General features: G+C 49.0%; 29 protein-coding genes. 19 read left to right on the top strand and 10 right to left on the bottom strand.

Features of this window, described 5'->3' with window-relative positions:
• Positions 1–643: 643 nt before the first annotated feature.
• From ACJJIJ_RS09080 to ACJJIJ_RS09005, 16 genes are all read left to right on the top strand, one after another.
• Entirely contained in the window at positions 644–976 is a 333-nt protein-coding gene (locus ACJJIJ_RS09080) for an immunity protein Imm33 domain-containing protein (RefSeq protein ID WP_444939355.1), read from the top strand.
• Positions 977–1,059: 83 nt separating this feature from the next.
• Entirely contained in the window at positions 1,060–1,290 is a 231-nt protein-coding gene (locus ACJJIJ_RS09075; RefSeq protein WP_444939354.1) for a hypothetical protein, read from the top strand.
• 180 nt (positions 1,291–1,470) lie between these two features.
• Complete coding sequence (locus ACJJIJ_RS09070; RefSeq protein WP_444939353.1) at positions 1,471–1,746, top strand: hypothetical protein; 276 nt, start codon at positions 1,471–1,473, stop codon at positions 1,744–1,746.
• Positions 1,747–1,880: 134 nt separating this feature from the next.
• Positions 1,881–2,150 carry a hypothetical protein gene (locus ACJJIJ_RS09065; protein ID WP_252085442.1) on the top strand — a complete coding sequence of 90 codons (270 nt, stop codon included), beginning with the start codon at positions 1,881–1,883 and terminating at the stop codon, positions 2,148–2,150.
• A 143-nt stretch (positions 2,151–2,293) separates the two neighbouring features.
• Positions 2,294–2,968 (top strand): alpha/beta fold hydrolase, encoded by a 675-nt coding sequence (locus ACJJIJ_RS09060; RefSeq protein WP_444939352.1) that lies wholly within the window; start codon positions 2,294–2,296, stop codon positions 2,966–2,968.
• Between the two features lie 132 nt (positions 2,969–3,100).
• Positions 3,101–3,481 carry a DUF7674 family protein gene (locus tag ACJJIJ_RS09055; RefSeq protein ID WP_444939351.1) on the top strand — a complete coding sequence of 127 codons (381 nt, stop codon included), beginning with the start codon at positions 3,101–3,103 and terminating at the stop codon, positions 3,479–3,481.
• Positions 3,482–3,603: 122 nt separating this feature from the next.
• The gene (locus tag ACJJIJ_RS09050; protein ID WP_444939350.1) at positions 3,604–4,077 is read left to right on the top strand and encodes a hypothetical protein; all 474 of its coding nucleotides are present in this window, start codon (positions 3,604–3,606) and stop codon (positions 4,075–4,077) included.
• A gap of 82 nt (positions 4,078–4,159) precedes the next feature.
• Positions 4,160–4,414: a hypothetical protein gene (locus ACJJIJ_RS09045; RefSeq protein ID WP_444939349.1), complete on the top strand. Its 255-nt coding sequence runs from the start codon at positions 4,160–4,162 to the stop codon at positions 4,412–4,414.
• 281 nt (positions 4,415–4,695) lie between these two features.
• Positions 4,696–5,235, top strand: coding sequence for a class I SAM-dependent methyltransferase (locus tag ACJJIJ_RS09040; RefSeq protein WP_444939348.1), 540 nt, complete (start codon positions 4,696–4,698; stop codon positions 5,233–5,235).
• 515 nt (positions 5,236–5,750) lie between these two features.
• The gene (locus tag ACJJIJ_RS09035) at positions 5,751–6,179 is read left to right on the top strand and encodes a hypothetical protein (RefSeq protein WP_444939347.1); all 429 of its coding nucleotides are present in this window, start codon (positions 5,751–5,753) and stop codon (positions 6,177–6,179) included.
• A 111-nt stretch (positions 6,180–6,290) separates the two neighbouring features.
• Complete coding sequence (locus tag ACJJIJ_RS09030) at positions 6,291–6,590, top strand: hypothetical protein (protein WP_252081932.1); 300 nt, start codon at positions 6,291–6,293, stop codon at positions 6,588–6,590.
• A 79-nt stretch (positions 6,591–6,669) separates the two neighbouring features.
• The gene (locus tag ACJJIJ_RS09025) at positions 6,670–7,287 is read left to right on the top strand and encodes a LysE family translocator (RefSeq protein WP_444939346.1); all 618 of its coding nucleotides are present in this window, start codon (positions 6,670–6,672) and stop codon (positions 7,285–7,287) included.
• Positions 7,288–8,014: 727 nt separating this feature from the next.
• On the top strand, positions 8,015–9,514 hold the full coding sequence (locus ACJJIJ_RS09020) for a vanadium-dependent haloperoxidase (protein WP_444939345.1): 1,500 nt from the start codon (positions 8,015–8,017) through the stop codon (positions 9,512–9,514).
• A 211-nt stretch (positions 9,515–9,725) separates the two neighbouring features.
• Positions 9,726–9,956, top strand: a complete 231-nt coding sequence (locus ACJJIJ_RS09015; RefSeq protein WP_444939344.1) for a helix-turn-helix transcriptional regulator — start codon at positions 9,726–9,728, stop codon at positions 9,954–9,956.
• Between the two features lie 158 nt (positions 9,957–10,114).
• Positions 10,115–10,441, top strand: a complete 327-nt coding sequence (locus ACJJIJ_RS09010; protein ID WP_444939343.1) for a helix-turn-helix transcriptional regulator — start codon at positions 10,115–10,117, stop codon at positions 10,439–10,441.
• Positions 10,442–10,475: 34 nt separating this feature from the next.
• Positions 10,476–10,796: a hypothetical protein gene (locus tag ACJJIJ_RS09005; RefSeq protein ID WP_444939342.1), complete on the top strand. Its 321-nt coding sequence runs from the start codon at positions 10,476–10,478 to the stop codon at positions 10,794–10,796.
• Between the two features lie 332 nt (positions 10,797–11,128).
• Here the strand turns inward: ACJJIJ_RS09005 and trmA are convergent, their stop codons facing one another.
• A complete protein-coding gene (gene trmA, locus ACJJIJ_RS09000; RefSeq protein WP_444939341.1) occupies positions 11,129–12,217 on the bottom strand; it encodes a tRNA (uridine(54)-C5)-methyltransferase TrmA in 1,089 nt (362 codons plus the stop codon).
• 55 nt (positions 12,218–12,272) lie between these two features.
• Between trmA and ACJJIJ_RS08995 the strand changes: the two genes are divergently transcribed.
• Positions 12,273–12,677 carry a secondary thiamine-phosphate synthase enzyme YjbQ gene (locus ACJJIJ_RS08995; RefSeq protein WP_444939340.1) on the top strand — a complete coding sequence of 135 codons (405 nt, stop codon included), beginning with the start codon at positions 12,273–12,275 and terminating at the stop codon, positions 12,675–12,677.
• 9 nt (positions 12,678–12,686) lie between these two features.
• Here the strand turns inward: ACJJIJ_RS08995 and ACJJIJ_RS08990 are convergent, their stop codons facing one another.
• The 9 genes from ACJJIJ_RS08990 to ACJJIJ_RS08950 all read right to left on the bottom strand — a co-directional run bounded on the left by ACJJIJ_RS08990 (position 12,687) and on the right by ACJJIJ_RS08950 (position 21,686).
• Positions 12,687–13,022, bottom strand: a complete 336-nt coding sequence (locus tag ACJJIJ_RS08990; protein WP_444900574.1) for a TusE/DsrC/DsvC family sulfur relay protein — start codon at positions 13,020–13,022, stop codon at positions 12,687–12,689.
• 8 nt (positions 13,023–13,030) lie between these two features.
• On the bottom strand, positions 13,031–13,321 hold the full coding sequence (gene tusB, locus ACJJIJ_RS08985; RefSeq protein WP_444909450.1) for a sulfurtransferase complex subunit TusB: 291 nt from the start codon (positions 13,319–13,321) through the stop codon (positions 13,031–13,033).
• Between the two features lies 1 nt (position 13,322).
• Positions 13,323–13,685 (bottom strand): sulfurtransferase complex subunit TusC, encoded by a 363-nt coding sequence (gene tusC / locus ACJJIJ_RS08980; protein ID WP_444939339.1) that lies wholly within the window; start codon positions 13,683–13,685, stop codon positions 13,323–13,325.
• Between the two features lie 2 nt (positions 13,686–13,687).
• Complete coding sequence (gene tusD / locus ACJJIJ_RS08975; RefSeq protein ID WP_444890139.1) at positions 13,688–14,080, bottom strand: sulfurtransferase complex subunit TusD; 393 nt, start codon at positions 14,078–14,080, stop codon at positions 13,688–13,690.
• 65 nt (positions 14,081–14,145) lie between these two features.
• Positions 14,146–14,829, bottom strand: a complete 684-nt coding sequence (locus ACJJIJ_RS08970) for a Bax inhibitor-1/YccA family protein (RefSeq protein ID WP_152453311.1) — start codon at positions 14,827–14,829, stop codon at positions 14,146–14,148.
• Positions 14,830–15,007: 178 nt separating this feature from the next.
• Positions 15,008–17,455 (bottom strand): endonuclease/exonuclease/phosphatase family protein, encoded by a 2,448-nt coding sequence (locus ACJJIJ_RS08965; protein WP_444939338.1) that lies wholly within the window; start codon positions 17,453–17,455, stop codon positions 15,008–15,010.
• A 9-nt stretch (positions 17,456–17,464) separates the two neighbouring features.
• Entirely contained in the window at positions 17,465–18,739 is a 1,275-nt protein-coding gene (locus ACJJIJ_RS08960) for a glycosyltransferase (protein WP_444939337.1), read from the bottom strand.
• Positions 18,736–20,979, bottom strand: a complete 2,244-nt coding sequence (locus ACJJIJ_RS08955; protein ID WP_444939336.1) for a hypothetical protein — start codon at positions 20,977–20,979, stop codon at positions 18,736–18,738. The genes ACJJIJ_RS08960 and ACJJIJ_RS08955 overlap by 4 nt, the downstream gene beginning before the upstream one ends.
• The gene (locus ACJJIJ_RS08950; protein ID WP_444886380.1) at positions 20,979–21,686 is read right to left on the bottom strand and encodes a TVP38/TMEM64 family protein; all 708 of its coding nucleotides are present in this window, start codon (positions 21,684–21,686) and stop codon (positions 20,979–20,981) included. The genes ACJJIJ_RS08955 and ACJJIJ_RS08950 overlap by 1 nt, the downstream gene beginning before the upstream one ends.
• Before the next feature lie 304 nt (positions 21,687–21,990).
• Between ACJJIJ_RS08950 and ACJJIJ_RS08945 the strand changes: the two genes are divergently transcribed.
• Together ACJJIJ_RS08945 and ACJJIJ_RS08940 are read left to right on the top strand one after the other, a co-directional pair.
• On the top strand, positions 21,991–23,313 hold the full coding sequence (locus ACJJIJ_RS08945) for a TolC family protein (protein WP_444939335.1): 1,323 nt from the start codon (positions 21,991–21,993) through the stop codon (positions 23,311–23,313).
• A 2-nt stretch (positions 23,314–23,315) separates the two neighbouring features.
• Positions 23,316–24,422: an efflux RND transporter periplasmic adaptor subunit gene (locus ACJJIJ_RS08940; protein WP_444939334.1), complete on the top strand. Its 1,107-nt coding sequence runs from the start codon at positions 23,316–23,318 to the stop codon at positions 24,420–24,422.
• The last annotated feature ends 11 nt before the right edge of the window (positions 24,423–24,433 follow it).

Raw genomic sequence — 24,433 nt, 5'->3', positions numbered from 1 at the left:
CGAGTTATGCCTAGTGAGTGCTTATCACGTTCATACTTGTTATCGGTCTTTTACGAACCGGCCAGGCAGCGAACTGTGATAAACAAGGCCTTCGGTGGCCGCCGAAGGTGGGTCTCAATTTACCCGTTAGCGAAAAGGATTTTCAACATCAGAATCGGGCAAGAACAACCATACAAGTCACTGCAACGGAACACTGGCGCGTCCGTTGAGTGAGGCGTTATAAGTCATGATGAGAAAATGCCCAAAATGTAAAGAGAAAACTGTAAAGGTAAAGATGTTATCTTTCTCAAGTAGAATGCATTGTGAGAAATGCTTTTTCCAGTATGAATATGCAGCCTTATCTAAGAGGGTAATAGCATTCGGATGGGCGTTTATACCTATCCTTGCTATTTACTTGGGATTGAGACTTCAAAGTTTACTGGTTTTTGGCTCCTTACTACTTGCGGGTCCGTTTTTAGCTGAGTTTGTTTTTGCAAAATACTGCCCACTAAAGCCAGTTAGTGCTAGGGCGTTAAGGAAGAAACATCGTGGCAATAACTTATAACAAACTGCGGCACAATCGCCCGCAAAAAGCGCGGGCTGGACTCGCTACACTACGTTTCGCTCGCCTGTGCGCAGAGCGTTACATGCCTTAGGAAAAATTGTGTCTAGTCAAAAGGAAGTATGTAAAAGATTCAATACTCTACCTTTTCCTTGCATGGGTAAACAGAAGCTAGGTATTGCTATCGAAACCATTGGCAAGGTCCCGATCAATGGCTTGCGACATAATCCAGAAAACGGAACAAGTGGTTGGTATATTTGGTGCGGCGAAGAAATGTCTCAAGATGCAGATTTTTTCAAGCCATTGCACGTTAGACATATCTCAGAATATTTACCTGAAGTGGAGCAATATCTTGCATTGCCGCCGGGTTATAGATTTTTAATAGCTGGAGAGTATGTGGATGTTTGGCATGATCCACAGCTCACCAGCATGTAACAAGTAAAGGCACCCGACGTCAAACTGCCGCTTCGCTTTAGTTTTGACGCAAGTGCTTTAGGCGTTATGTGTAAAAAGAGATCATGGGCAAGGAAGTAAAGATTACCGTCACTGAGGACGAAGCATGGGTTCTGTTCGAATTGGTTCGTAGATTCAGTGACACCGATAAGCTAAGAATCGAAGACCAGGCTGAAGAAAGAGCTCTTTGGAATCTATGCTGTGTCTTTGAAAAAGCTCTACATCAAGATTCCGGTCTTGAATATAAGGACTTTATAGCTGAATGCAGAGATAGGCTGCGTGATGAAGAGCAATAGACAACACATAACACATAACACATAACAAACACAGGCAGTGAAGCTACGGCCCTTCGGGCCTCCGCGGGACGTCTTACCTTATGCACGTTTTGCGCTGTCGCTTCGCTCCCATTTTCGCGCAAAAAGCGCATAAGGTAAGCCGCCCCTGCTGTGGGCGTTATGAGTAATGGGTAGTACGGAGTGGAAGAACCAAAAACAATGAAAATATTGCAGTTAATTACTGCAATATTACTAATGTTGATAGCTTTAGTGCTGGGTGCAGTGCTGCTCGCAAATGGGTACTTTTCTGGCGAGATGGGCAGTATAGGAAGGGGGGGCAGAGAGCAATATACATTAGCAGACGATCCTGGTGGATATTGGATGAACATGCTTGTGGGTATAGGGTTATGGTTGTTCATAGCTGGTGGGTTAATACATCATATAGTTAAAACAATACGCGGTATTAAAAACTCATAACAAAGCCAAGCATCTGACCGCTTTTCCGTTGCTTGGCTTAGCGCTTTCCGCTACGCTAGCGCAATACCAACCAACTACAAAGCCGCAGCTGTTGGCGGCGTTATGCATCGGTGTCGTAGGTCGGTGAGAATAAAATGAAATTATTGTGGTTTTTAGGAATTCCTTATTACATTTTTGTTGCGCTGATTATCGGCCAGATGTCCAAGGGAGCTGTTTGGTACCTGTTACTTCTAGTCCCATTGCTCCTCGCTTATGACAAACTCAGTCAGGTGGCGTACTCATCGGCTGTGGTTCACCGTGGAGTGTCAAAAGTGTATTTTTCTGCATTTTGGGTGCTAACCCAATTAGTGCTAATTTCTGTTGTGGTAGGTTTGGTTGGTAGTTTGGTGGGTATCAATGCATAACAAACGCAAGCAGTTTGCTCCGGCCCTTCGGGCCTCCGCGGGACGCCCAACGCTATGCACATTTTGTTCGGGTCGCTGCGCTCCCAGTTTCACACAAAATGTACATAGCATTGGTCGCCCCTGTTGCGGGCGTTACATGTAAGATGAAAATTATTCTGCTTCCTGGGCTTGACGGTACAGGCTACCTTTTTAAAGACTTGATGAAAGAATTACCTTCGACGTTACATGTTGAAGTAGTTTCATATTCTTCAATTTCATCTCTATCGTACTACGGACAAGCCCAAGAAATCGCATCCCTTTACGCCGATGAAGACGTCTTGATAGTTGGGGAGTCATATTCTGGTCGCGTGGCATATGAGCTTTGTAGTTTACTAGGGGAGCGAGTCAAAGGATTGGTATTCTTGGCTAGCTTTGTTTCTAGGCCATCTATTTATTCACGCCTTGCTTCTATAATCCCAACCTCAATTTTGAAGCCTAATCACCTAACAAGGTTATTGCTCTATATTGTCGGCTTTAATATGTCAGGTGGCATTCAGCTTGTAAGTCCTGTTTTCCATTCACTTGGGCATACTGATATCAAAAAGTTAAAAGAGCGCCTGAGAAATATCGCTTACGTGGACAAACCTACTAAGAAAATTACTTGTCCTGTGACTTATATAAAACCAAGCAAAGATCTTCTAATTGCTAGTCGTTCTGTTCAGTATTTGGCTTCATTGTGCCCAAACTTCACAAAAATAGAGGTTTTAGGGGGGCATTTTATAGCGCAGTCAAATCCTGTAGCATGTGCAAAAGCCATTACTAATGCGGCAAACATGTAACAAACGGCTGCAGCGCGAAGCCCAACACTCCAGTTGCCTTGTGTTGGTTCGCTGCGCTCCCAACTTAACACAAGGCAACTTCCGCATTGGGCTCGGCTGAGCCGGGCGTTAGAGCTCTTACGGAAATAAGAAATGAATCTGGACGATTACTATAAAAGCGTGAAAACTAGATTTCCTGAAGTTTCCACTAGGGCGGATAAGCTATACGATAGCTATTGGAATAGCCTCGTTAAAATGGAGTTTTCTTCATATTCGTGGTTTGAATCGTTAGCAAACGCAGTAAATGGGGCAATGTTAAAAGGTACTCCTTCAGAAGAGGTGGTTTCCATGCTAGTCGATATAGGCCATGCCTATACGCAGGGCGAGGACGACCTACAAAACGCAATTGATGTAGCGTTTGTAGAAAATCTGTTTTGGCAAGTGCCAAAAGATAAGTCAAAACCTTATTGGGAAAAACTTCCTGGCAATCTACAAGATTTATATGTTGGCTTTCATGGTAGATCGGCGCTCTAACCAACTCAGCAAGAGGGACCTCCGTTCCGGCGCTTGTTTTTGTGCTGGCCGCTACGCTTGCACAAAAACAAGCGCCTCCACTGCGGCCCCTTCTGCAGGGCGTTATGTTTCAGGAGAATTAAGTGGCAGTTTGGCAAATTCCAATTGAGTTCGTCCCTGCCAAGTGGGCTGAAGAGAATAATTTTGAGGTTGAATCTCTTTATGGAGAGGATGGATTCGATACTACTTGCGCGTGGGTCGAGAACCAGCCCACCAAAGACCTCGATGCTATATTCTCACCTATATTGCCCAAAGCAGATTCGTGGTCTGAAGATTTATCCCTCTGGGGCAATGATAAGGTGCACGATATAAGTGTGTGGCACGAAGAAGGTGAGATATTTTCAATTGGGTTTAGGTTCGATCTGAGAGAAAATATCACAAGTATTATGTCTGTTCTCTGTGAGGCTGCTTCTTTACTAAATTGTGTGTTGTTTGTTCCTGGGCAAAAGGTAATGCTCAATCCAAACGTTTTCGAGCTCAAACAGTATATTCTTAAATCAAATGCAGCTAAGTTCGTTAGCGATCCAGAGGGTTTTCTTAATGGGCTTGGCGAGTAAAAACATAACAAGCAAAGGCAGCATCGCCCTGCGGGCTGGACGCGCTAACGCGTGCCGCTGCTTTGGGCGTTATGTGTAATCCATGAAAAAGATCTCTAAGTGGTGTGTAAGGTTTGGTTGGATATTTATTGCATATTCAGGGTTGGCTTTTATGAGCAATTTCTTGCCGGTAGATTTTTGGATAACAATAAGTAATTTCTTTACCGGCGAGGATAGTCACACTTACTATAAAGTTGTAGCTACAGAGGGTGCCCAAAACTATGTATTGGCTACATTAATTTTAGGGGCTGGCTTAGTTGTTTTAGGTAAGGTTATTGCCGCTAAATCAAACACATAACAAGCAGCAGCACGAACGCCCGGCAAAAAAGGCCTGTTCAGAGAATTGTCTTGTTTTAATCTCTCGTGACTTCAGCAACCCAGAAGCAGAAGGCTACGACGACTGGGTAGAGGACTACGAATCATTAGAGCAATATTTTAAAGAGTCAAAGTGGTTAATATCATGGGCATAAATAAAATCACACATAACCAGTTGCAGCACGTTAGCCCACTGCGTGGGCTCGGACTTTCGCTGCTATGCAGCTCAAGCCCGTGTGCAAGGCGTTATGCACTGAATGTAGTATGAAATCTGATTACAGGTGGCTGGACAGCTGGTTAAAAGAGATAAAGGGAAAGTCAGTTCTAGAGCTTGGTGCAGGTACCGGTATAGATACGCAAATTCTAAGATCTATCGCGAGTAGTTTGATAGCGACTGATTTGGTGCGAAATGATCTGTTAAATATTGAAGAGCTAGATCATAGCGACCGCTTGCCATATGAGTCGAGTAGTTTTGAGGTGGTTGTAGCAAGTCTTTGCTTACATTACTTTGATTGGATTAAAACTGAAGAGATAGTATCCGAGATCTATAGGGTATTAACGCCCGGCGGCATTTTAATCGGTCGGGTAAATTCGAAAAAGGATGCCAACTACGGAGCAACTGGTTACCCTGAAATTGAATCGAACTTGTTTATTGTAAATAATCAAGCTAAGCGTTTCTTCGACAAGACTGACTTATGTAGGCTCTTCAACAAGAAATGGGATATCACGTACTTTGGGGAAAAAACGATAGACCGCTATAGTATGCCCAAAACAATTTTGGAGTTCCGTGCCACACGTGCATAGCATTGGTCGCCCCTGTTGCGGGCGTTATGAGTCCGAATGACTAGGTTTCATTGTGAATGAGAAAATAAATATATTTCTATCAAGCTTGTTTATCCTAGTCGTTGTAGTTGGGTTGTCAATTTTCGCGGGTGTTGCGTACATCTATACACTTTGCGGTCTATCGGTGTGGGCTGTGATCGGTCACTTGGTCACGCTAGATGATGATATGCCGGGAGAATGGAGCAACATGGAAGGTTCACCCGAAATTTGGCGTAGATCAAGAGTAGAGCTTTTAATAAAATCCTTAGTAATGTTTTCTCTCGTTATAACTACGTTGGCTTTTCCAAGCCTGGGAGAATACGGTGCCCACTGAAGTCGCGGAAACTCATAACTATGCCGGGCAGTTTGCTCCGGGCCTGCGGCCCTCCGGACAGCTTACCTTGTGCACGTTTTGCGCGGGTCGCTGCGCTCCCATTTTCGCGCAAAACGTGCACAAGGTAAGCTGCCCCTGCCGGTGGCGTTAGCATTCAGTAAATATGAAATTTTTATATAGAATACTGCGTTGGCTGTTTCTTGGAACTATTGGAGTTTCAGCAATCCTTATATTCTTAACTATAGGATTTGTCTGGTTGTGGGATATAAACTCTATTAACTCAATCGGCGAGGCTAAAGAACTTCTGAGCAAACATGGCAGTATCGAGCACGAGCTAATAATTAATGAGTGCTCGAAGTTAATAAAGGATGGAGAAGAGCGCACTTTAATGCATGAGGATATCCCAGAAGCGCTAAAGTCGTTGTCGCCACAATATGTCCGGGCTTCAGAGTACTCATGTGAGGTAAACCTTTACAAACAGCCAGGCAAAGGAATTGGCTACTTTGTAAAAAAAGCTCCCAGTGGCTCTTTCATCCTTAGTTGGTTTAACCACTTTGAAAGTTGGGAAAGTCATGATATTGAAGTCAAATAGTGAACATGCTAACAATCACAGGCAGTTAGCGTCGGCCCCTATAGGGGCCTCTGCGGGACGGCCTACGCTTCTCTTCAGCCGCCCCTGCTGTGGGCGTTATGCATAAAAACTGTGTCTAATCTCAAAGACCGCCGATGGCGTCGAAAAGGCCTCGATAGAAAAATCGAGACTCCTTCTTGGGGGGAGCTTGCTTTTGGGAAAAAGCTTTTCAATTTGCGGCATATGTTACTAGCACTATTTACTAGTGGCTTCATATCTTTTGCAATGCTATACCAGCTTATAACCTATGGGCATTGGGAGGCCAAAGGAGCAAAAGTAGATGGTGCCGTGGGCTATGGTATTGCCTTTTTCCTTCTAGTAATTTCCATAGCCCTACTTATTGAAACTATTAAAGACTGGCGGAGAGGCTAATGCATAACAAAAAGCAGCACGATTGCCCACAAAATATGCGAGCTGGACGTTATACCCTTGCAGGAGAAGGATACACCGGATGATATCTTTAGAGTTTTTACTTACTTCGTTAGTTGTAGTTTTAATTCCGGGGACCGGAGTGTTGTATACTGTGGCTGCCGGATTGTTTATTGGTAGAAAAGCAAGTTTATTTGCTGCCCTAGGATGCACTTTAGGCATCATTCCAGCACTCTTAACAAGCGCTTTTGGTTTGGCTGCAATTTTTCACACTAGTGTAATAGCGTTTCAAATCGTTAAATACATTGGAGCTGTCTACTTGCTTTATTTGGCATATCAAATGTGGCGTTCCTCATCTCCTTTATCAGTTTCTAACCAGCAGTCAGACAGCAAATACTCAGGCATCTTAGTAAAAGGCTTTTTGCTAAATATACTAAACCCAAAATTATCTATTTTCTTTCTAGCGTTTCTTCCTCAGCTTATTCCAGCTACAACAGAAGGTGCATTGGATAGCATGCTTACACTTGGCGTTGTGTTCATGATAATGACGTTTGGCGTTTTTATTGTGTATGGTTTTCTATCAGGTAGTTTTAGCGCATTCATTATTAAATCAGAGAAAGCAAGCATTGCAATTCAGAAGCTCTTTGCAACTAGCTTTGCAGCACTCGGCATCAGGCTGGCGTTTAGTGAGCGGGTATAACAAGCGAATTAACTTCGCGCCTGAAACCTCCTCCAGTTAAGTGGGTGGTAGTTTTTCACTCTAAGTGTCTGAAGGCGCTAATTAATCGATGTTGCATCCTTGCTTGTGGTGAAGTTCTGGAATTCTCAAAATTTATCTATGTTTTTCTATCACCTCCCTAGGTTTTATTCTGACACGCTAGGCAATCTGATTGTCTCATCTTTAATTGAAATTCATGTCGACTAAAACAACAAAGTTAAGTTGAAGAATATGCTTTCCTTCGAGTTATTTATTTATATGAAGGTGGCGCTAGGGTAGGTTTTAAATTCGCTGTTTAGAACACTTTTCTTACTCCATTCTTGTGTCTTTTTTTTGGTGTAAGTTCTTGTATTCTGGGGTATTTGGCTGTGTCTCTTCCATCGGTTAGGCTGCTTGGTAAATAGTAGGTGCGATCTAATAAGAACTTTATATGTATCGTTTGCTTAACAGCCAGCAGCTTCTAAGTACTTAATACGAGAAGAACTGTAATGGTGATTAGTCTCTTCTTGGCTTGACACTAAATATTTAGGATGCTTGCGTTGTATCACAATATTGCAGTAATGCGGGCGTTATGATCACTATAAATGGTAATGGGGGGTTAGTAGTGTCAAAATTTTGAAATAGTCTACGTGGCTTTTGCTGACGGCGGAAATGTCTTATGGGACGAAAGTTCTGTTATTAATGTTAATCAAATGAAAAGGGAAGTTTAATGCGAAGCAATATATTTTATAAGCAGGCTCTAAAAGGAGTTTTGGGTTTTCTAGTTGTTTCAGCTAGCTGGCAGGCTCAAGCCTTCACTTGCCCACAATTGGCCGATGTTACATTGCCACCAAAGTGTAGCTCTGTAGACTTAGAGAGTTGCAATGCTGCAGTACAGAATATAATTCCTGCTGCGGCCTGCGCAATTTTTGAGGTTTCGCCCGCTGCTAATGATGCAACTTTAGTGCTACGTTTTACGACACTAATTACCAACTCCTGGTTTGATGCAACAGCACCTTATCACCCTACTGCAAAAGGTGTTTATTCTGACATTGCAAGGATGCCTCAGCCATCGGATAACAGTGAATTAAATATTGCACTTTCTTACGCATCTCATAAAGTGCTAAGTGGATTATTTCCGCATTTGGTACCGGAATGGGATAACATGCTGGTTGATTTAGGTTTGGATCCCTATAACCTTTCTGAAGATACTACTACGCCGATTGGTATTGGTAACTATGCTGGCCGAAAGGTATTGGAAGGGCGCGCCAATGATGGTATGAACCAGTTGGGTAATGAGGGAGATCAGCTATATCATCGTTTACCCTATGCCGACTATACCGATTTCAAGCCAGCTAATACGGCATACAAATTACGCTTCCCTTCTAAGTGGCAACCAGCCGTTTTAATGGAGCACCCTGGCGTATTCCGGGTTCAGCAATTCGTAACCCCTCAAATTGCACTGACAACACCCTATAGCTATGAGTCTCCGGACGAATTCACTTCTCCAATACCTCTAAAGTCGAAAATTTGGAACTATCCAGGTTATGTTGCGCAAGTTAATGATGTACTGAATACGTCAGCGAGCTTGACCGATGAACAGAAGATGAAAGCCGAGTTGTTTGATATGAAGATATTCAGCTTGGGCTTTGCTGCTGTATTTGCATCTGAATCTCAAGGTCTTTCGTTGATGGACTTCATTCATTATGACTTCCTCACCAATATGGCCGCTTTTGATACCGCTATTGCAATTTGGAAAGAAAAGCGTCGCCATAATTCAGTACGGCCTTTTTCTGCCGTTCGTTATATTTATAAGGACGAGCTAGTTACTGCTTGGGGTGGCGTAGGCAAAGGAACAGTGAACGACTTGCCAGCTAGCCAATGGACAAGCTATTTACCTGTAGCAGATCATCCGGAATATCCCTCTGCATCTGCCAGTTTTTGTGCGGCTCATGCAGAAACAAGTCGCCTATTTTTACCTCAAGGAGATACGTTAGGGTATAGCGTACCTGCTCCTGCGGGAAGCTCACAGATTGAACCTGGTATAACACCACAAGCTGATATGTATTTGCATTTCCCGACTTGGACATCGTTTGAGGAAGACTGCGGAAACAGTCGTGTTTGGGCTGGTGTGCACTTTGAACCTTCAGTACCAGCGGGCCAAAAGATAGGCCATGAAATTGCGAGCCGTGCTTATCAATTTTATCTTTCAAAAGTAGCAGGTGAATAATAAGGATTTATCGGGGCGGAGAGTGTATTTGCTGATTCAATGGTATGATTAATGATTACACTCTGCGTCTTGCTCCTTATGCGCAATCTTTCGGCTTTGCCATAGCGGCGTAGCTGAACTTGGGTGAGGTGACTAGATTTTCCTGAGCTTTTCAAGTGTTTGTTATTTTGATTAGTTTTTCCTTAGTTATGGATAGAGAGAAGTAACCAAAATGAGGAAATCAGATAGGCTTTTTCAGCTTGCGAACATTTTAAGAGCTCACCAGCCTATAACTGCAAAAGAACTTGCCGAAAAATTATCTGTTTCTGAACGGACAATATATAGGTATATGGATGATCTCTCTGTATCGGGGATTCCTGTTTATGGTGAAACAGGTGTAGGGTATCGCCTTTCAAATGGGTTTGAGCTTCCCCCATTGCAATTAACACAAGAAGAATTTTAAGCGCTTATTATTGGTTTAAATTTACTGTCTTCATGGACTGGGGCTGAGTTAAAGCAATCTTCACTTTCACTGTTAAGTAAAATTGAAGCTGGTTTACCTGATCTTGGGAGTATGACCTCCATAAAACAGTTAGGGTACCAGGTAAACATTTAAGATCAGTGGACTTCAGTTTGTGGGACCAGCTTCATAAAGCGATTAGTTCAAAGCAGTGGATTTATCTTTCATATACTTCCCTGGTAGGCAGTAGGTCAAAGAGAATCGTTTATCCCTTGGGTCTCTTCTATTGGGGTGGCAAGTGGACCCTTGGTGGATGGTGTGGTTTAAAGCAAGATTATCGTGACTTTAGAATTGATCGTATTGAAAGCCTTGACCTGGAAGTGTCCCAGCGTGAACTTCCCACTAATGTAAGCTTGTCAGATTATATTGAAGTGCAGAAAAGCGCATCTTTGCAAAGCACTACTGACACAATGCTGTCAGGAGTCTAACCCGAAAATGTGACCTCCATAGAAGGAGTGAATCATGTTATATCACAATCGAACGGCTGATTTTATAGGTTTTGAATTTGCTACATTTCGTCTCCGGGAAGGTGTTTCGGAGAAAGACTTGATAGCACTCTCAAAAGAGGTGGATGATGCGTTTTTATCCAAGCAAGAAGGTTTGTTATCTCATTTCCTTCTGCGAGGTAAAAATGGCATCTACGCTGATGTCGCTTTAGCCTCAACCCAGGAAAGGGCTGAACAGATATGTCAGTTGTGGCTGGATAATGAAGTTACAAGAAAGTATTTGCAACTCCTTGACTCGGAATCTGTTGATATGACATTTTGGTCGAAAATTGCTTGATGGATAGCTAGGCACAGAACGAAAGTAATAAGGAGTATCACTTTGTGCTGCTCCTTATTTATAACAGTTTTGATCCGAACTGAGAGGATGTCTTCGAGAAGTACTCATTTTGTTCAAATGTAAGTACTTCAATTGTTCCTTTGGGTGTAGGTTTCGCCTTGCTGCAATAACTGGTAGGAAGTAATGCCCCCTTCCTCAAAAGTTCCCCTTCAAGGTTTCCTCTTGCTTTGGGACTGTGAGGTCTTCAATTGATTTACAGTGATGATTAGAGCGATGTAAGACTGTTTCGGGGGCAGTAAGAAGTTGCCCCCGAGTAATACCTTCATTGGTCGTTATTTGCGCACCAGTAACAAGCCGGTTTCGGTGTGGTCTGTGTAGGGGAATTGATCAAATAAGGCAAAGCGCTCGATGCGGTGGGTCCTGCTCAAGAATTTGAGGTTTTCCACCTGGGTCTCCGGATTACAAGAGATATACAGAATGCGAGGGAAGCGCGCAACCATTGCACAGGTATCTTCATCCAGACCGGCGCGGGGGGGATCTACCAGCACAGTGTCAAAACTGTAACTATCCAGGTCTATATGAGCGAGGCGACGAAATGGGCGAACCTTGTCGATAGCCTGGGTAAACTCCTCGCTGGATAAGCGCACGATATCCAGATTATTGATGCCGTTTACCTGAATATTCTCCTGGGCAGAGTTGACCGAAACCTTGGAGATTTCAGTGGCCAGTACTTTCTCAAAATTTTCACTGAGTGGAATGGTAAAGTTGCCATTGCCGCAATAGAGCTCAAGCAGGTCGCTGGAGTTCTGGCCGCAGGCATTCTTGGCCCACTGGATCATGGAACGGCAAATGTGCCCATTGGGTTGGGTAAAGCTGCCTTCTACTTGTTTGTACTGATAGCTCTTACCATCGATATCCAGTTTTTCGGTGACGAAATCTCGTTCTAAAACCACTTTCTGCTTGCGTGAGCGCCCAAGGATAGGGAAGCCCAGTTTTTCTTGTAAGGCCCTTGCTTCCTGTTCCCAGCTCTCTTCCAGCTTTTTGTGATAGATGAGTGTGATGAGCGCATCACCACTCAAAGTGGTAAGGAATTCGGCGGAGAACAGGCGCTTGCGCAGTATCTCGCTGCTATTAACGGCCTCCAAGACCTTGGGCATTAGCTGATTCATTAGCTCCGAGCCCACGGTAAATGTATCGATGATAAAAGGCTTTTTATACTCACCCTGGCGATACATGGCGTAATGAGCTACGCCGCCTTCATGCCAAACCTTGAACTCGGCGCGAAGCCGGTAATGAATGGGCGGAGATGGAAATAGCTCAGGCTCCAGATCGGTAAATTCACGATAGGCCTCGGCCAGGCTCTTGGCCTTTGCATGGAGCTGGTCTTGGTAGTCGTCGGTGTTAACGCGGTGCAGTGCCATATTAAAATACGGTAGTCTCAATGGTAGAGCGGGCGCGAATTATATAGGAATCCGTATGGCAATAGGTGAGATTGCAATAAGAGTGTCTGGGCAGGGGCTTCAGGAGTTTACCAGCCAAGTGGCCGATTGGGTGTCGAGGCTCAATGTGGGGGAGGGGCTCTGTACGCTATTTATACAACATACTTCGGCGAGCCTGCTGATTCAGGAGAATGCCGACCCCAGCGCGCGCAGGGATCTTGAGCAGTGGTTCAATCGGTTGGTGCCAGAGGATGATCGCCTATACACCCACACAATTGAGGGGCCGGACGATATGCCGGCTCATATCAAAGTGGCCCTAACCGCCACCAGTCTTTCCATCCCTGTTCAAAATGGGCGGCTAATGTTAGGTACATGGCAGGGTATCTATTTGTGGGAGCACCGACACCACCACGGTGAGCGCAGAGTCATTCTCCATATCTAAATGTTCGGCCTAGAGGCAGTTGGTGGGCTTGGGGAGACCGGCAATTTTGCTGGCAATCTTGGCGGGACTTGGTGGGAACAGCTGCATGAGGTAGATGCTGCGGCCTTTTTCTGAGCCCAGGTGCTGGCCGATAAACTTTACTAGCGGACGCATAGCGGGAGATAGTTCAAACTGGCGATAAAATTCCTGCAGCAGCTCTATGACCTCCCAATGGGCGTTGGTCAGCTCGATTTTCTCGGCGTGAGCTAGTTCTTCGGCCACATCGCGGCTCCAATCATTGAGGTCTCGCAGGTAACCCTCTTTATCCAGAGGGATTTCCCGGCCATTTACAGTTAGGTTACTCATTGTATTGATTACCGGAACCAACTAACGATGGGGTTATGCTCGGTACATAGCTGCACCCAGCGAGCATCGTTGATCATCTCTACTGAGGCGAGTGTTGAGCTGGCCTGTATGCCGCGGGCTTCGCTATCGGCTATCAGGCAGTAGACCTTTGTTTCTTGTAGGTCGTGCAAGGCTTGGTGCTTCAGGGCGTAGACCCCGTCTTCAAGTAAGAGTAGGGCATCGCCTTCGGTGAGACTCTGCAGGCAATCGTATAGGGCCTGGCTGCTAAAAGGCGATTTACTGACAATATGTAAGGTCATTTCAAAAACTCAACACGCACTGGTAAGCAGCGATTAGCTTCCCAGGCTTAGCAACCAGGGAGATTTCCGCTCCGGGAATCTGTATTTGGTCAGGGTGAATACCTCTTTGCTCCAGGCTGTGCTGGCACACATAGAGCTGTTCGACACCAAACATGGGGAGTGCCATAAGGTTCCGGTACAGGTTTTTTTGTTCTATGACCTCTGGAGCTTGGTTGTCCAGTAGTTGGAATATGCCATCGCCAAGGAATAACAAATCAACGTCCTGTTCCATAGCCGCTGAGGCGAGCACAGCTTCAATCCCCTCTCGGGCCAGGGCGCTACCATAGGGTGCAGCCCTGCATAGGGCCAGGGTCTGGTTACCCATTGTTAACCTCCAAAAGTGATCAGGCGCTCAGAGTTGGCAACGGCATCGGTGAGCTGGCCGAGGCCGGCCAGTTCGAAGCCTTCTGCAAGATTGGCTGCGGGCTTTTCCAGGCGGTTTGCTTCCCGCTGGCTTAAGACACCGCGTCTCTGCGCTGCGGCGATACAGACGACCAAATCCAGGTTGTGTTTCTGTTGCAGTGATTGCCACTCATTGATCAGGTCGGCTTCGTCCTGGGGGGGCGCGGCAATATTGTTGCCGTTTTGTATGCCATCACAGTAGAAAAAAATCCGGTAGATTTCATGACCCTCAGCCAGTAGTGCTTTGGCAAAGCGCAATGCGCTGGCTGCCGATTGCGAGGCGTGTGGAGCGGAGTAAATTGCCAGGGAAAACTTCATAGGGGGCCAAATAGTAAAATGCCCCGCAGAGCGGGGCATTGGGTCTAGCTCAGCAGCACTTATGCTTAGTCGTCAGAGGAAGCGAACCCAAGAATGTGCAGCAGGCTGGTGAACAGGTTGAAGATATTCAGGTACAGGGAAGCCGTTGCCATCAGGTAGTTGGTCTCACCGCCGTTGATGATACGGCTGGTGTCATACAGGATGAAACCTGACATCAGCAGGGCAACAACACCACTCAGGGCAACGCTGACCAGAGGCATATGAATGCCGAAGAAGCCTGCGATGATGACTGCCAGGAAGCAGACCAGTACAGCGATCAGGCCAACAGCCAGGAAACCACCCATAAAGCTGAAGTCTTTGCGGGTAGTCAGTACGTAAGCAGACAGGGCAAAGAAAATCAGGGCTGTGGTACCTAAAGCTTGCATTACGATCTGGCCGCCGCCAGCGAGGCCCAGGTAATGGTTGAGCAATGGGCCGATAGATGCGCCCAATAGGCCGGTGAATGCGAAAACAACACCTACGCCGGCGCTGGAATTGGCAGTGCGTGGCAGAACGAACCAAATCAGGGCCAGGGCTCCCAGAGAGCAGATCAGGCTCATGCCGCGGCCCATGCCGACGGCCATAGAGATACCGGCTGTGACAGCACTAAAAAGTACAGTCATGGCCAAGAGGGCATAGGTATTGCGCAACACCTTCGCCGATTCCGAGCGGTCCAGTGCACGGGTATTTGTATAAGCTTGCGGTTGCATTTAGCGACTCCTGCTATTTAATCGATACCGGAATCATATAGCTCGCGGTGGGGACCATCAAGTCGGGAAATCCCTTTTAGGCGCTAGCTATAAATTGAGTTGAATTCGAAAAACCGGAGTTTTTTCAGGGTTTTAGTCGAATCTTCTCCTGCTATTAATAGGGACCGCTGGGGATTTTTCAAGGGGTTTTGCTTGCTTCGGGCCTAAAAGGCACCTCGATATCGACAATCAAAGGCAGGTGATCCGAAGCTTGTCGGGTCAGCACGGTACGTGGCACTCGCACTTTTTTTATCACAATGCCGGCGCTCAAGAAAATATGATCGATTCGCACCTTGAGAAAAGTGCCTTTAGGGCTATGCCTGGGTGCTTGCTCTTGGGCATCGCGCAGGTAGCCGCAGAGGCGTTTACACTCGGCGGAAGTGGGCAGTGCATTGAAGTCACCGAGTAAAATCCGCTCCCCTTTACAGCGAGGGTTGCTCAGCCATTCTGGTCCCAGCAGGGCATCCACCTGCAGTAACCGCTCTGCGCGCGAGAGTCCGAGATGCGTATTGATCACCTGAATTTTGCTGCCATTATGCTCAACCTCTACCCAAATGGCGCCGCGAGGTTCATCTGCAGCGGGATTGAACAAGCGCCCCTTACCCTTGGGTGGCCCCGGTAAAATTCCTTTTTTGATCAGCTTTGCCGGTAGGTGAGTGAGAATGGCGTCGCCGTAGCGCTCCTCATTGAGGTTAATGGCTGGCTGAAAATGCACATCCATTGAGAGTAACCGTGCCAGCCGCTCAGCCTGATCAAGCCCCCCGGTGCGTTTGCGTTTCACATCCAGTTCCTGCAAGGCGACAATATCGGGGCGATAGCGGGCGATTACCCTGGCAATACGCTGCGGTGACAGAGTACCGTCGGTTCCTTTACAGCTATGCACATTGTAAGTCATGACTCGCAGAGTTTTTTGTGGCAGCTGGTGCTCATCCAATTTCATCGGGTGGGCGCCGCGCAGGTAGGCCCTCGCAGCAGTGCGTAGATCCTGGGGGCGCCAGTAGCCCAGCCGCGGATCTGGCGGCTGTATATCTTTAGGCATTAGGGCAAAGGCGTGGGTTTCCCTGGGACCGGCGGCACCGTGGCTGCCGTTTTCCATGGCGAAAGTCAGAGGCTGTTCCTCGCTGGAGCACCAGCCGTACATCATAAAGTCGCCGGAGTCGGGGTGACTGCACAAGCTGATCATGTCGGCAATGGATTGCTCGGGGTAGGGGTGCTCGTCCCCCATCAACTTGCGGCCGTCTTCGGGTAGCCTCACCGGGCCATGTTTCCACCATCCGTGCACCGGGGACTTTGCCGAAGTGGGGTCCACCCGATAGAGCACCAGAGGCACATGGGCCTGTTCAACTATTTTGCGAGCGACCTCTTCGCGGCTGATATTACCCAATTCCAGGTTGTAGAGCATGGCCAGAGGGCCAAGGGCGGTGAGTGCCAAAGGGGTTTTACTGGTGGTGCAATCAACAGACTCCTCCTGCTTTTCTATGTCTTTTTTATCCATCCATTCGCTGCCAAACAAGCGCGCCCGCTCCAGCTGCACGCCGTGCCTGCTTTGGCCTGGCTCAATTTCTGGCGGCTTTGCAAGATCGGACAATGTTTCTGACAGGGCGTCGCCAAGGCTGCGGCCAAAGACCTCTTCGTAGGGCTTGGTTTGTTCCTGGCCGTGATCGGAAAAAACCCACACATCGTAGTGGCGCCGATCGGAGGCATGGGCGGCACGCCAAATGCGGGCTATGGCATCGTCGATACCCTTCAATACCCAGTGTGCGAACGCCGAGCGTGGGCCGCGTCGGTGGGACTGCTCGTCATAACCGAGCAAATTGACATAAATAATGGGTAGGCCGCGGCTGATGTCCACCTTGACCCCCATGGTGCAAAATTCTCTTGAGAGAATGGTGATACCGACCCGGGTGGGGACAAACATCAACTCCTTGAGCAGGTTTTGCCCCTGCATCACGCCGCGTATGCAGTCTACAAGGGATAACAGCAACTCCACCACAATCAGTGCAGCTGTGCGTATCAGACTCCATAAGTTGGTCAGGATGAGAACGGCAATGGTCCAGGGACTGGCACTACGCAGGGCTGGGCCCCAGCCCTGATCGGCTGGGCAAAAGTGTGCCTCGCCGGTCTTGGTACCGGCGCGAAACAAGCTCAGGTAGCAACTGCCATCGCGCAGAAGGGGATCACGCTGTTTGAACATATCCCTGCTTTCCACCAGCGCGGCCACTTCCGGATCGTACATACGGCCGAGTTTTTGGGTTTCATGGATAAGAAAGCCAAAGGCAGGTACCGCCTGGCGCACTCCGTAGAACAGCTCTGCCTGTACAGCGGGGGTGGTGGAGGGAATCCCGGAAAACATGTGTTCCAGACGGTAGTGTTCTTTGCGGATTAGGCCCTTTAAGAAAGGCATCCGGCCCCCGGAAAGGGCCTTTAAGAGTTCCGGATGTGCCAAACCATCAATCTGGATCAGGATCAAACCCGGTGCATGGGGTTGACGGCCGCTGGTGGAGAGTCCTAACAGTTTGGCGATCCACTCGCTGCGGCTGAAGCGGCGGCGCCAGCGCCTAATGGAAAGTCCGACTCTGCTTAACATAATGGGCGGCTATGGCTCCGGTGCCTGGCCAAATGCCGCACCGGCGGCTCCGGTCAGCCCTTCGATAATCTCCCACTGGGCACCAATAAGATTGCGCATGCGCATCCACTGGGCGAAGAGGGAGTCATCTAGGGCCCATCCGTATTTGAGCAGAGGTTGATAGAGATCCAGCGCTCTCTGTGCACAGCTGTGCATAGAGAAATCCCTTGCGGTATTTAAGGCTTCTCGGTTGAGAGCCTGGCGTTGTTCCGGGGGTAGCTGGTAAAGCCAGCGGATTGCCTCAATAAAGCTTTCCAGGTTTATTTCCGTCACCAGTCGCCCATTTTTACCATCGCGTACCATTTCTCGGGAGCCGTTGGCATCCAGGGCAATAACCGGTACCCCTCCAGCCATGGCCTCAGAGAGCACTAGCCCCTGAGTTTCACTGGTAGAGGCGAAAACAAAAGCGTCCATGGCGTTGTACATGTCTCGGCGCGCCTCGCCGAGCACTGCACCGGGCATATGCAGACGCTGGGAAAGCCCCCGGCTGGCAAAAATTGCCTGCAGCTCATCCTCAAGAGGTCCGCTGCCGGCAAACAGGAAGTGAGTGTTGCCTTCATCCCGCATAAATCTCGTCACTGCATTGCAGAGGAAGCGCAGATTTTTTTCCTGACCAAAACGGCCCAGATGGCCCACCACAAATGCGGACTTGGGAATACCCAGGCGCCGACGCACCTTGCTGCCGTCGCCGTTGTTGTAGTCCTCCAGTTGAACGCCCGTGGGCACCTCGGCGATGGGGGTTTGAACGCCGCGCTCGCGCAATAATTTAACAATGCTGTGGCTGGGTGCCAGTACCAGGCTGGACAGGTTGGCATAGCGTGTGGCCAGCTCAATCACGAAGCGTTTCAGCACTTGAGAGTCAGCGGGTACATAGTGGGTATAGTGCTCATAGAGCGTGTGGTGGGTGAAAACCAGCGGTAGCTCCCGCTGCCGGGCTATCCGAAGGGCAGTCATGCCCAGAAGAAAAGGGTGGTGGGCGTGAACGATATCGGGCTTGAATTGATCTAGCCGATCACTCAAATCCGGTGAAAAAGGCAGTGCTACTGAGAAGTCGCTGCCATTGAAATTTTGGATGGCGTGGATGCGTACAACGTGCTTTTCCCCGGCGATTTTCTCTGGAAATTCCGGGGCCACGATCAAAACCCTGTGCCCTCGCTTGCGATATTCCTCGCTGAAAGCAGCGACCGAGTGCGCCACGCCACCGACATGGGGTAAGTAGGTGTTGGTCAGCATGACGATATTCACTGGGATTTTAACTCCACAGATTGCAGCCCCTCGCCAACCAGTGTGGGTGGAAAGCCAATGGGGTTAACAGCAATGGCCGGTGGCTTTCCGTACCAGTCTGCGGTCCAGGAGACTTTTGGGCGGACTCCGGGAGTGATCTCCAGGGAAATCACCCCAAACCGCGTCGGCGCTGGGCCGAAGCGAATGGGGACCTTGGCAGAGGTATCCTTGAGCCATTCCGGCGGTAATCCTGAGACCAGTATCAAGGCGTCCTGTTCCTCTCGCACAAAGCAATTGCGCTGCATGGCGACCCACTCTGCAGCCGCCCAGGCATGCTGCCCGTCGCCCATGCAACCGCCCAGGGAATGGGGGTGGATGGCTTCAGGCCACTGGCCGGTGGGGGAGGCCAGTTTGGCGACACTGCGCATCAACTCCAGGCATCGCCGATCCCCGGCGCGCAGTAAGACCTGGGCAATATGTAGTGTGAGGTAGGCATTGATACCCGAGTGGATCATATCTTGAAAGAAACCGCCGCTGACAAAGCAGTTGTCGATCAAAAAGTCAGCCAGGTCGATCAAGCGGGGATCATCCGGGGGGTAGAGCTGTAGTGGATAGCCTGCCACCACGGACCCGATAGCTCCGGCATCCAGGCGCCGGTTGGGAGATGCCGGCATGGCGGATCTTCCTAGCCGTTCTTGAGCACTGCTGAGGCTTTCGTCAATGGTGCGCTGAAAATCATTGGCGGCGGTGCTGAATCGGTGTGCATTGTCGTCAATGCCTTCTCTGGTGCAGATGGCGGCAGCGGCGTGTAATCCGGCTACTCCCCAAAAGTCATCCCAGTAGTAACAGTCGTTGGGACCCAGGTGCTCTGCACTGAAGCCCGCTGGTAACAGGCCCGCACAGAGGCTGCCATCCTGGGGCAGGCGCTTGTTGATAATCCATCGGGCTCCCTTGAGGATGGGCTCACACCAGAATTGCTTAAGCGGCTTATTTGCCAGCTGGCAAAATAAGTTGAATATCCAAAGAGCTTCGCCGTTGGAATCCCACTCACCATCCTGGGAGTGAAAAAAACCATCGCGTTTTTGTCGGTGGGGAAACTGATCCAAAGCCCGTTCTGCGCGATCTATCAAGCCTGCGTAAAGCAGTGACTGGATCATAAAGGCGGCATCCCGGAACCAGAATCGCTTGTAGGTGTAGGGGCCTGGGTACACATCTTTGGGGGAGTGCAGAATCAGGGTGCGAATGGCTGAGTCGTAGAGGAACTGGAAGTCCCGGTCTGGAATCTTGAGCGCGCAGTGGCCTGCCAAGCTTTCCGCCCAGCTTTTCGTCTCTGTGTCTTTAGGGGTTTCGTTGTCGAGGGGAATTGAAACTTCCAGCTTCAGAGGTTTGTGACGCTCTAATCGAAACATGGCTGCAGCGGAGGCCATGCCCACATCACATTCACCCTGCATACGCCCAGTTTCGTCTTTCAAGTGCAGGTAAATATCCCCACCGCGATAATCTGAGGCCAAGTGCTTGTCGATGGGTTGACTGAATAAAACCGCCTGCTTGTCTTCAATGAGCCACCCCCGGCCTTGGTCATTGAGGCGTACCTTGTGTACAAAACTGACCCCCTCTGGATTACATGGGCGCAGGACCACCAATAGCCAGCCGCTGTCTCGGCAACTGGCGGTAAGTTTAATGTTGCAGTGGGGGGCTCCATCAATGGCTTCTACGGCTACAGTGTTGCGCAGTTTGAGTCCGTGGCGAGCGGATTCCGTAACCACAGAGAGGTGATCATCCAGTTCCTGGTGTTGCTCACAGTAGGTGAGAGAGGCGGGAGTTAATTCCTCACCACCGTCACCAATTACCCAGGCATCAATAGACCACCCATCGTAATAAGGTGTGACCAGGCCACGGGGGTCGACCACCGGCAAAGCCTCACAGTCCGGCAACCCCACAGCGGTCCAATTGCGGTGGCTGAGGTTACAGTGGGTAATTGAAAAAGCCCGGGGGATAAACGAATTATCTCGTGGGTCAAACTGGCGTTGTATCCAATAGGGCCAGACCCAGTCCAGATTGTGCTGGATTACCTTGCTATTGATCAGTGCACGGGCGTGAAATACCGCACCCGCACGCAGTAGCTCAATGGGCTCGCTGACTTCTGAGGGTTCGGCAAAGCGCTGCAAGCGTGCCATCAATGTCAGCGGATCAAGAAAACCGTGGGCGGTGGCAAATCGGCGTACGAAGAAGCGCCACGGTAGCCATTTCATCCAGGGCATCAGAGATCCTCTTCTTTCACGATCTTCTTCAGGGCGCGTCGCGCCATGCGTGTGAGGCCGATCAAGGCTAGTACAGCAAGTACAAACCCCATGATGTAAAGCGCCCATTGCACCGTAGTGCGCTCCTCCACCTCACCCAGGGACGTTAGATCCGCGGCGATGGAGCCTACATATACATTGTTCAGGGTAAGGGGAATTACCCCCAACGCGTTGCCCAGTATGAAATCCCGCAAGCGAACCGGTGTTAGCCCAAAGAAATAGTTGGAGAGCTTGAAAGGGAACAGTGGTACCAGGCGGGTTAACATGATCATCTGCCAGCCCTCACGACGAATCACTTCGCCCACCGTAGCGGGCTTTATGTGGGACATAATCCAGCGTGATGGCCTCTCTCCGAGCAAGTAGCGGGCAATCAGAAAGGCCAAGGTTGCGCCGAGGACGGTTCCCACCAGTACCAACAAAGTGCCTTTGATTACTCCAAATACAAATCCTGCGCCCATGGTGAAAATAACACCAGGCAACAACAATACGATCGCTAGGGCAACGATTAACACGAACAGCAGGCTGGTTTGCCAGCCCTGCTCATTGAGCCACTGGAACAGTTCGATCAGTCGCTCATCCAGGTTGAAATACATCATCAGGCTGAGTGCACCGGCCACGGCGATCAGGCAAATCAGAATCACAATTACCGGTAGGAATTTCACCGCCATAGAACTGCTCGGGAGCCAACAACAAGCGGTTTTGATCGCCGCCAGTTATTAGCCTAGCCAATGGAAAAGGGCAGGTGAAACTTCATTGTGGCGCATCCGGATTTTATCGGGCGCTAGCACCTAGAAAGGATTTATTGGCGGGGCAATGGCTCAGGTAGATATAAAAAAAAGAAATATGTAGGGGGAGTACACTGGTTGGCGTGGGGATAGGCGTGCTGACTAAGCGGTGAGCATGAAGCACATATACTTACTGGAATAATTGCATATTGTGCGGGTGTGTGCTGCTGCCAGGAAGGGGTGATCGTTGTTCAAGGGCGGGTTCGCAATATGGGTCTTTATCGGCGCTGCCTGGAGCTCTGCCCCTGAGCCTGTGCTTCCGCTCAATGATGCAGTACAAACGGCCATTCGTACCAACCTGCGGGTGCAGGGCGCGGCTCTAGAAGTCGATGAGGCGGGTGATATGGTTGAAGCACTAAAGACACGCCGCTACCCGCGACTGGAACTGAATGCCGCCATTAATCACAACCTCACCACTCAGAGTTATACCTTCCCGGAGGGGAGCCTAGTTCCCGATTCTGAAATAGGACCAATCCCACCAAACAATGTGGAGATCACCACCGAACAGGGAACTACTGAGATCGTCTCCTTCAGTGCGCGCCAGCCTCTTACCCGTCTCTACACTATTGCCTTGGAAATCTGTGAGGGCTATGTCACCACGGCGATGGCGGTGCAAAAAGTGCGCTGGACGCAGCAGGATGTCGCTTTTTTGGTAAAGCTGCAGTATTTCGAGGTGGGCAGGATTATCGGTGACCTCCAGGCAATTGATGAATCTATTTTGTTCTTGAGTTCCCTGAGTGACCTGGTGCGCAATTATGTCGACCAACAGGTGGCTCTGGAATACGAGTTGCTGGATGTACGTGCCCGTTTGGCCCAGCGCCAATTGGAGCGTCAGCGCAGGATTGATGAGATGATTACGGCCAAGGAGCGACTCAATGCGCTATTGGGGCGCGATGTAGAAACGCCATTTAGCGTCGAGCACCTCCCTGTACCTCATCAAGTCGTGTATGACACCGAAGCATCCCTGCTACTGGCCTTTGATCAACGCGCCGATTTTATTGAATCACAGTTGGCCATTGAGAAGGCTGAATACAGTTACGATGTTAAGAAATCTGAATATATTCCCGATATAGACTTTCACTTCAGCTATCTCAAGCTCTTTAACGTAAGCCTTGTGCCCGATGCCGAGGCAATCGTTGCTTTAGATTTACGCTGGGAAATTTTTGACTGGGGGCGCAAGCGGGATGAGCTGGCCAGCCGCGCGAGTAAGATTGCTGGGGCTGAAGTCAAAATGGGGGAGGTTCGCAGCCAAATTGAAATAGAGGTGCGCGACAGCTTGCGCAAGTTGCGGACTGCGCAGGAATCGGTAGCCGTGGCGCGAGAACTACAAGCGGCATATCGGGAAAAGTTACGGGTAATGATCAATCGCTACCGTGAGCAAACGACGCTATTAACCAACGTACTGGAAACGGAAACCCAGCTCGATCGCGCCAACAGCGACTACAACAAAGCGGTACTTTCTGTTTGGGGGGCGCTAGCCGAATACGAAAGAGCGGTGGGGGAGGTGTAACGATGTTGCGTTTACTCCTTTTACTGGTGTTTCTGCTCTTACTGTCAGCCTGCCAAAGTGAGCCGCCGGGGAAAAGTCCGGTGCCTGTGCAAGCTACAGTGGCTCGTACAGAAAGTGGTATTGAGGGTTATCCATACTCTGCCGTGGTCCATCCCTACACCCAAGTAGATGTAGCATTTCGAACAGAGGGATATATCGATGAAATTCCAACTCGCCGGGCGCTTGGAAAAATAAGAATATTGCAGGGCGGTGACCGTGTGATTCAGGGAGAGCCCCTGGCTATCGTCAACGACGAGCAATACAGAGACAAGGTGGTTGAGGCGGCAGCGAATGTCAGTAAAGCAGAGGCTGCCCGGAGGAAAGCAGATCTGGACTACAAAAGAGCTTCGGCTCTTTTTGCCACCGCAAGTATCACGGCACCGGATTACGACGCCGCCCGGGAGGAGTATGAGATCTCACAGGCCTCTGTTGTAGGTTCTAAGGCGCGCTTGGATAACGCTAAAGAGAATCTCAATGACACGGTATTACGTTCACCCCTTACCGGAATTATTCTTCAACGCAATATAGAGGTCGGCACTCTGGTGCAAAGGGATGCCGTTGGTTTTGTGGTTGCCGATATCTCTCGTGTCAAAGTGGTTTTTAATGTGCCTGATGTGGTGTTGAGCTTTGCCAAACTGGGTAGTGTTATCTCTATGATGACAGAGTCCCAACCAGGCAAGACTTTTACTGGCCAGGTCACAGAAGTTTCCCCGAAAGCAGAGGAACGCACCAGAGTTTTTGCCATTACCGTAACCGTGCCTAACCCCAATGCAATATTAAAACCGGGCATGATTATGAGTCTTTTACTGGACAAAATGCGGCCTCAGCCAAATCGGGTTGTGGTGCCCCTTTCATGTTTGGTCCCGCAATCAAATGAGTCGGAAGGCTTTGCCGTTTTTGTATTGGAAATTGACAACAATGTTTTACAGGCAAAGCTGCGCAGAGTGGTTCCAGGGCCGGTAGTGGGTAACAACATTGTTGTTTTACACGGCCTCAAGGAGGGGGAGCGGGTTGTGTCTAATGGCGCGTCACAGTTACAGGATGGTCAGGCGGTAAGGATAGTGCCCTAGTGCCTCAAGGG

Source organism: Microbulbifer mixtoriginis (SeqCode) (genome assembly GCF_052467945.1).
This window is presented reverse-complemented; position numbering and strand designations above follow the sequence as displayed.

What these genes read in the sequence shown, in the direction of transcription:
- ACJJIJ_RS08970 (WP_152453311.1), bottom strand. Translation starts at nt 14,829, where the DNA reads ATGCAACCGCAAGCTTATACAAATACCCGTGCACTGGACCGCTCGGAA.
- ACJJIJ_RS08955 (WP_444939336.1), bottom strand. Translation starts at nt 20,979, where the DNA reads ATGCCCTGGATGAAATGGCTACCGTGGCGCTTCTTCGTACGCCGATTT.
- ACJJIJ_RS09015 (WP_444939344.1), top strand. Translation starts at nt 9,726, where the DNA reads ATGAGGAAATCAGATAGGCTTTTTCAGCTTGCGAACATTTTAAGAGCT.
- ACJJIJ_RS09075 (WP_444939354.1), top strand. Translation starts at nt 1,060, where the DNA reads ATGGGCAAGGAAGTAAAGATTACCGTCACTGAGGACGAAGCATGGGTT.
- ACJJIJ_RS09045 (WP_444939349.1), top strand. Translation starts at nt 4,160, where the DNA reads ATGAAAAAGATCTCTAAGTGGTGTGTAAGGTTTGGTTGGATATTTATT.
- ACJJIJ_RS08965 (WP_444939338.1), bottom strand. Translation starts at nt 17,455, where the DNA reads ATGTTAAGCAGAGTCGGACTTTCCATTAGGCGCTGGCGCCGCCGCTTC.
- trmA (WP_444939341.1), bottom strand. Translation starts at nt 12,217, where the DNA reads ATGGCACTGCACCGCGTTAACACCGACGACTACCAAGACCAGCTCCAT.
- ACJJIJ_RS08990 (WP_444900574.1), bottom strand. Translation starts at nt 13,022, where the DNA reads ATGAGTAACCTAACTGTAAATGGCCGGGAAATCCCTCTGGATAAAGAG.
- ACJJIJ_RS08995 (WP_444939340.1), top strand. Translation starts at nt 12,273, where the DNA reads ATGGCAATAGGTGAGATTGCAATAAGAGTGTCTGGGCAGGGGCTTCAG.
- ACJJIJ_RS08950 (WP_444886380.1), bottom strand. Translation starts at nt 21,686, where the DNA reads ATGGCGGTGAAATTCCTACCGGTAATTGTGATTCTGATTTGCCTGATC.
- ACJJIJ_RS09055 (WP_444939351.1), top strand. Translation starts at nt 3,101, where the DNA reads ATGAATCTGGACGATTACTATAAAAGCGTGAAAACTAGATTTCCTGAA.
- ACJJIJ_RS09005 (WP_444939342.1), top strand. Translation starts at nt 10,476, where the DNA reads ATGTTATATCACAATCGAACGGCTGATTTTATAGGTTTTGAATTTGCT.
- ACJJIJ_RS09020 (WP_444939345.1), top strand. Translation starts at nt 8,015, where the DNA reads ATGCGAAGCAATATATTTTATAAGCAGGCTCTAAAAGGAGTTTTGGGT.
- ACJJIJ_RS09060 (WP_444939352.1), top strand. Translation starts at nt 2,294, where the DNA reads ATGAAAATTATTCTGCTTCCTGGGCTTGACGGTACAGGCTACCTTTTT.
- ACJJIJ_RS09040 (WP_444939348.1), top strand. Translation starts at nt 4,696, where the DNA reads ATGAAATCTGATTACAGGTGGCTGGACAGCTGGTTAAAAGAGATAAAG.
- tusD (WP_444890139.1), bottom strand. Translation starts at nt 14,080, where the DNA reads ATGAAGTTTTCCCTGGCAATTTACTCCGCTCCACACGCCTCGCAATCG.
- ACJJIJ_RS09025 (WP_444939346.1), top strand. Translation starts at nt 6,670, where the DNA reads ATGATATCTTTAGAGTTTTTACTTACTTCGTTAGTTGTAGTTTTAATT.
- ACJJIJ_RS09065 (WP_252085442.1), top strand. Translation starts at nt 1,881, where the DNA reads ATGAAATTATTGTGGTTTTTAGGAATTCCTTATTACATTTTTGTTGCG.
- ACJJIJ_RS08940 (WP_444939334.1), top strand. Translation starts at nt 23,316, where the DNA reads ATGTTGCGTTTACTCCTTTTACTGGTGTTTCTGCTCTTACTGTCAGCC.
- ACJJIJ_RS09035 (WP_444939347.1), top strand. Translation starts at nt 5,751, where the DNA reads ATGAAATTTTTATATAGAATACTGCGTTGGCTGTTTCTTGGAACTATT.
- tusB (WP_444909450.1), bottom strand. Translation starts at nt 13,321, where the DNA reads ATGACCTTACATATTGTCAGTAAATCGCCTTTTAGCAGCCAGGCCCTA.
- tusC (WP_444939339.1), bottom strand. Translation starts at nt 13,685, where the DNA reads ATGGGTAACCAGACCCTGGCCCTATGCAGGGCTGCACCCTATGGTAGC.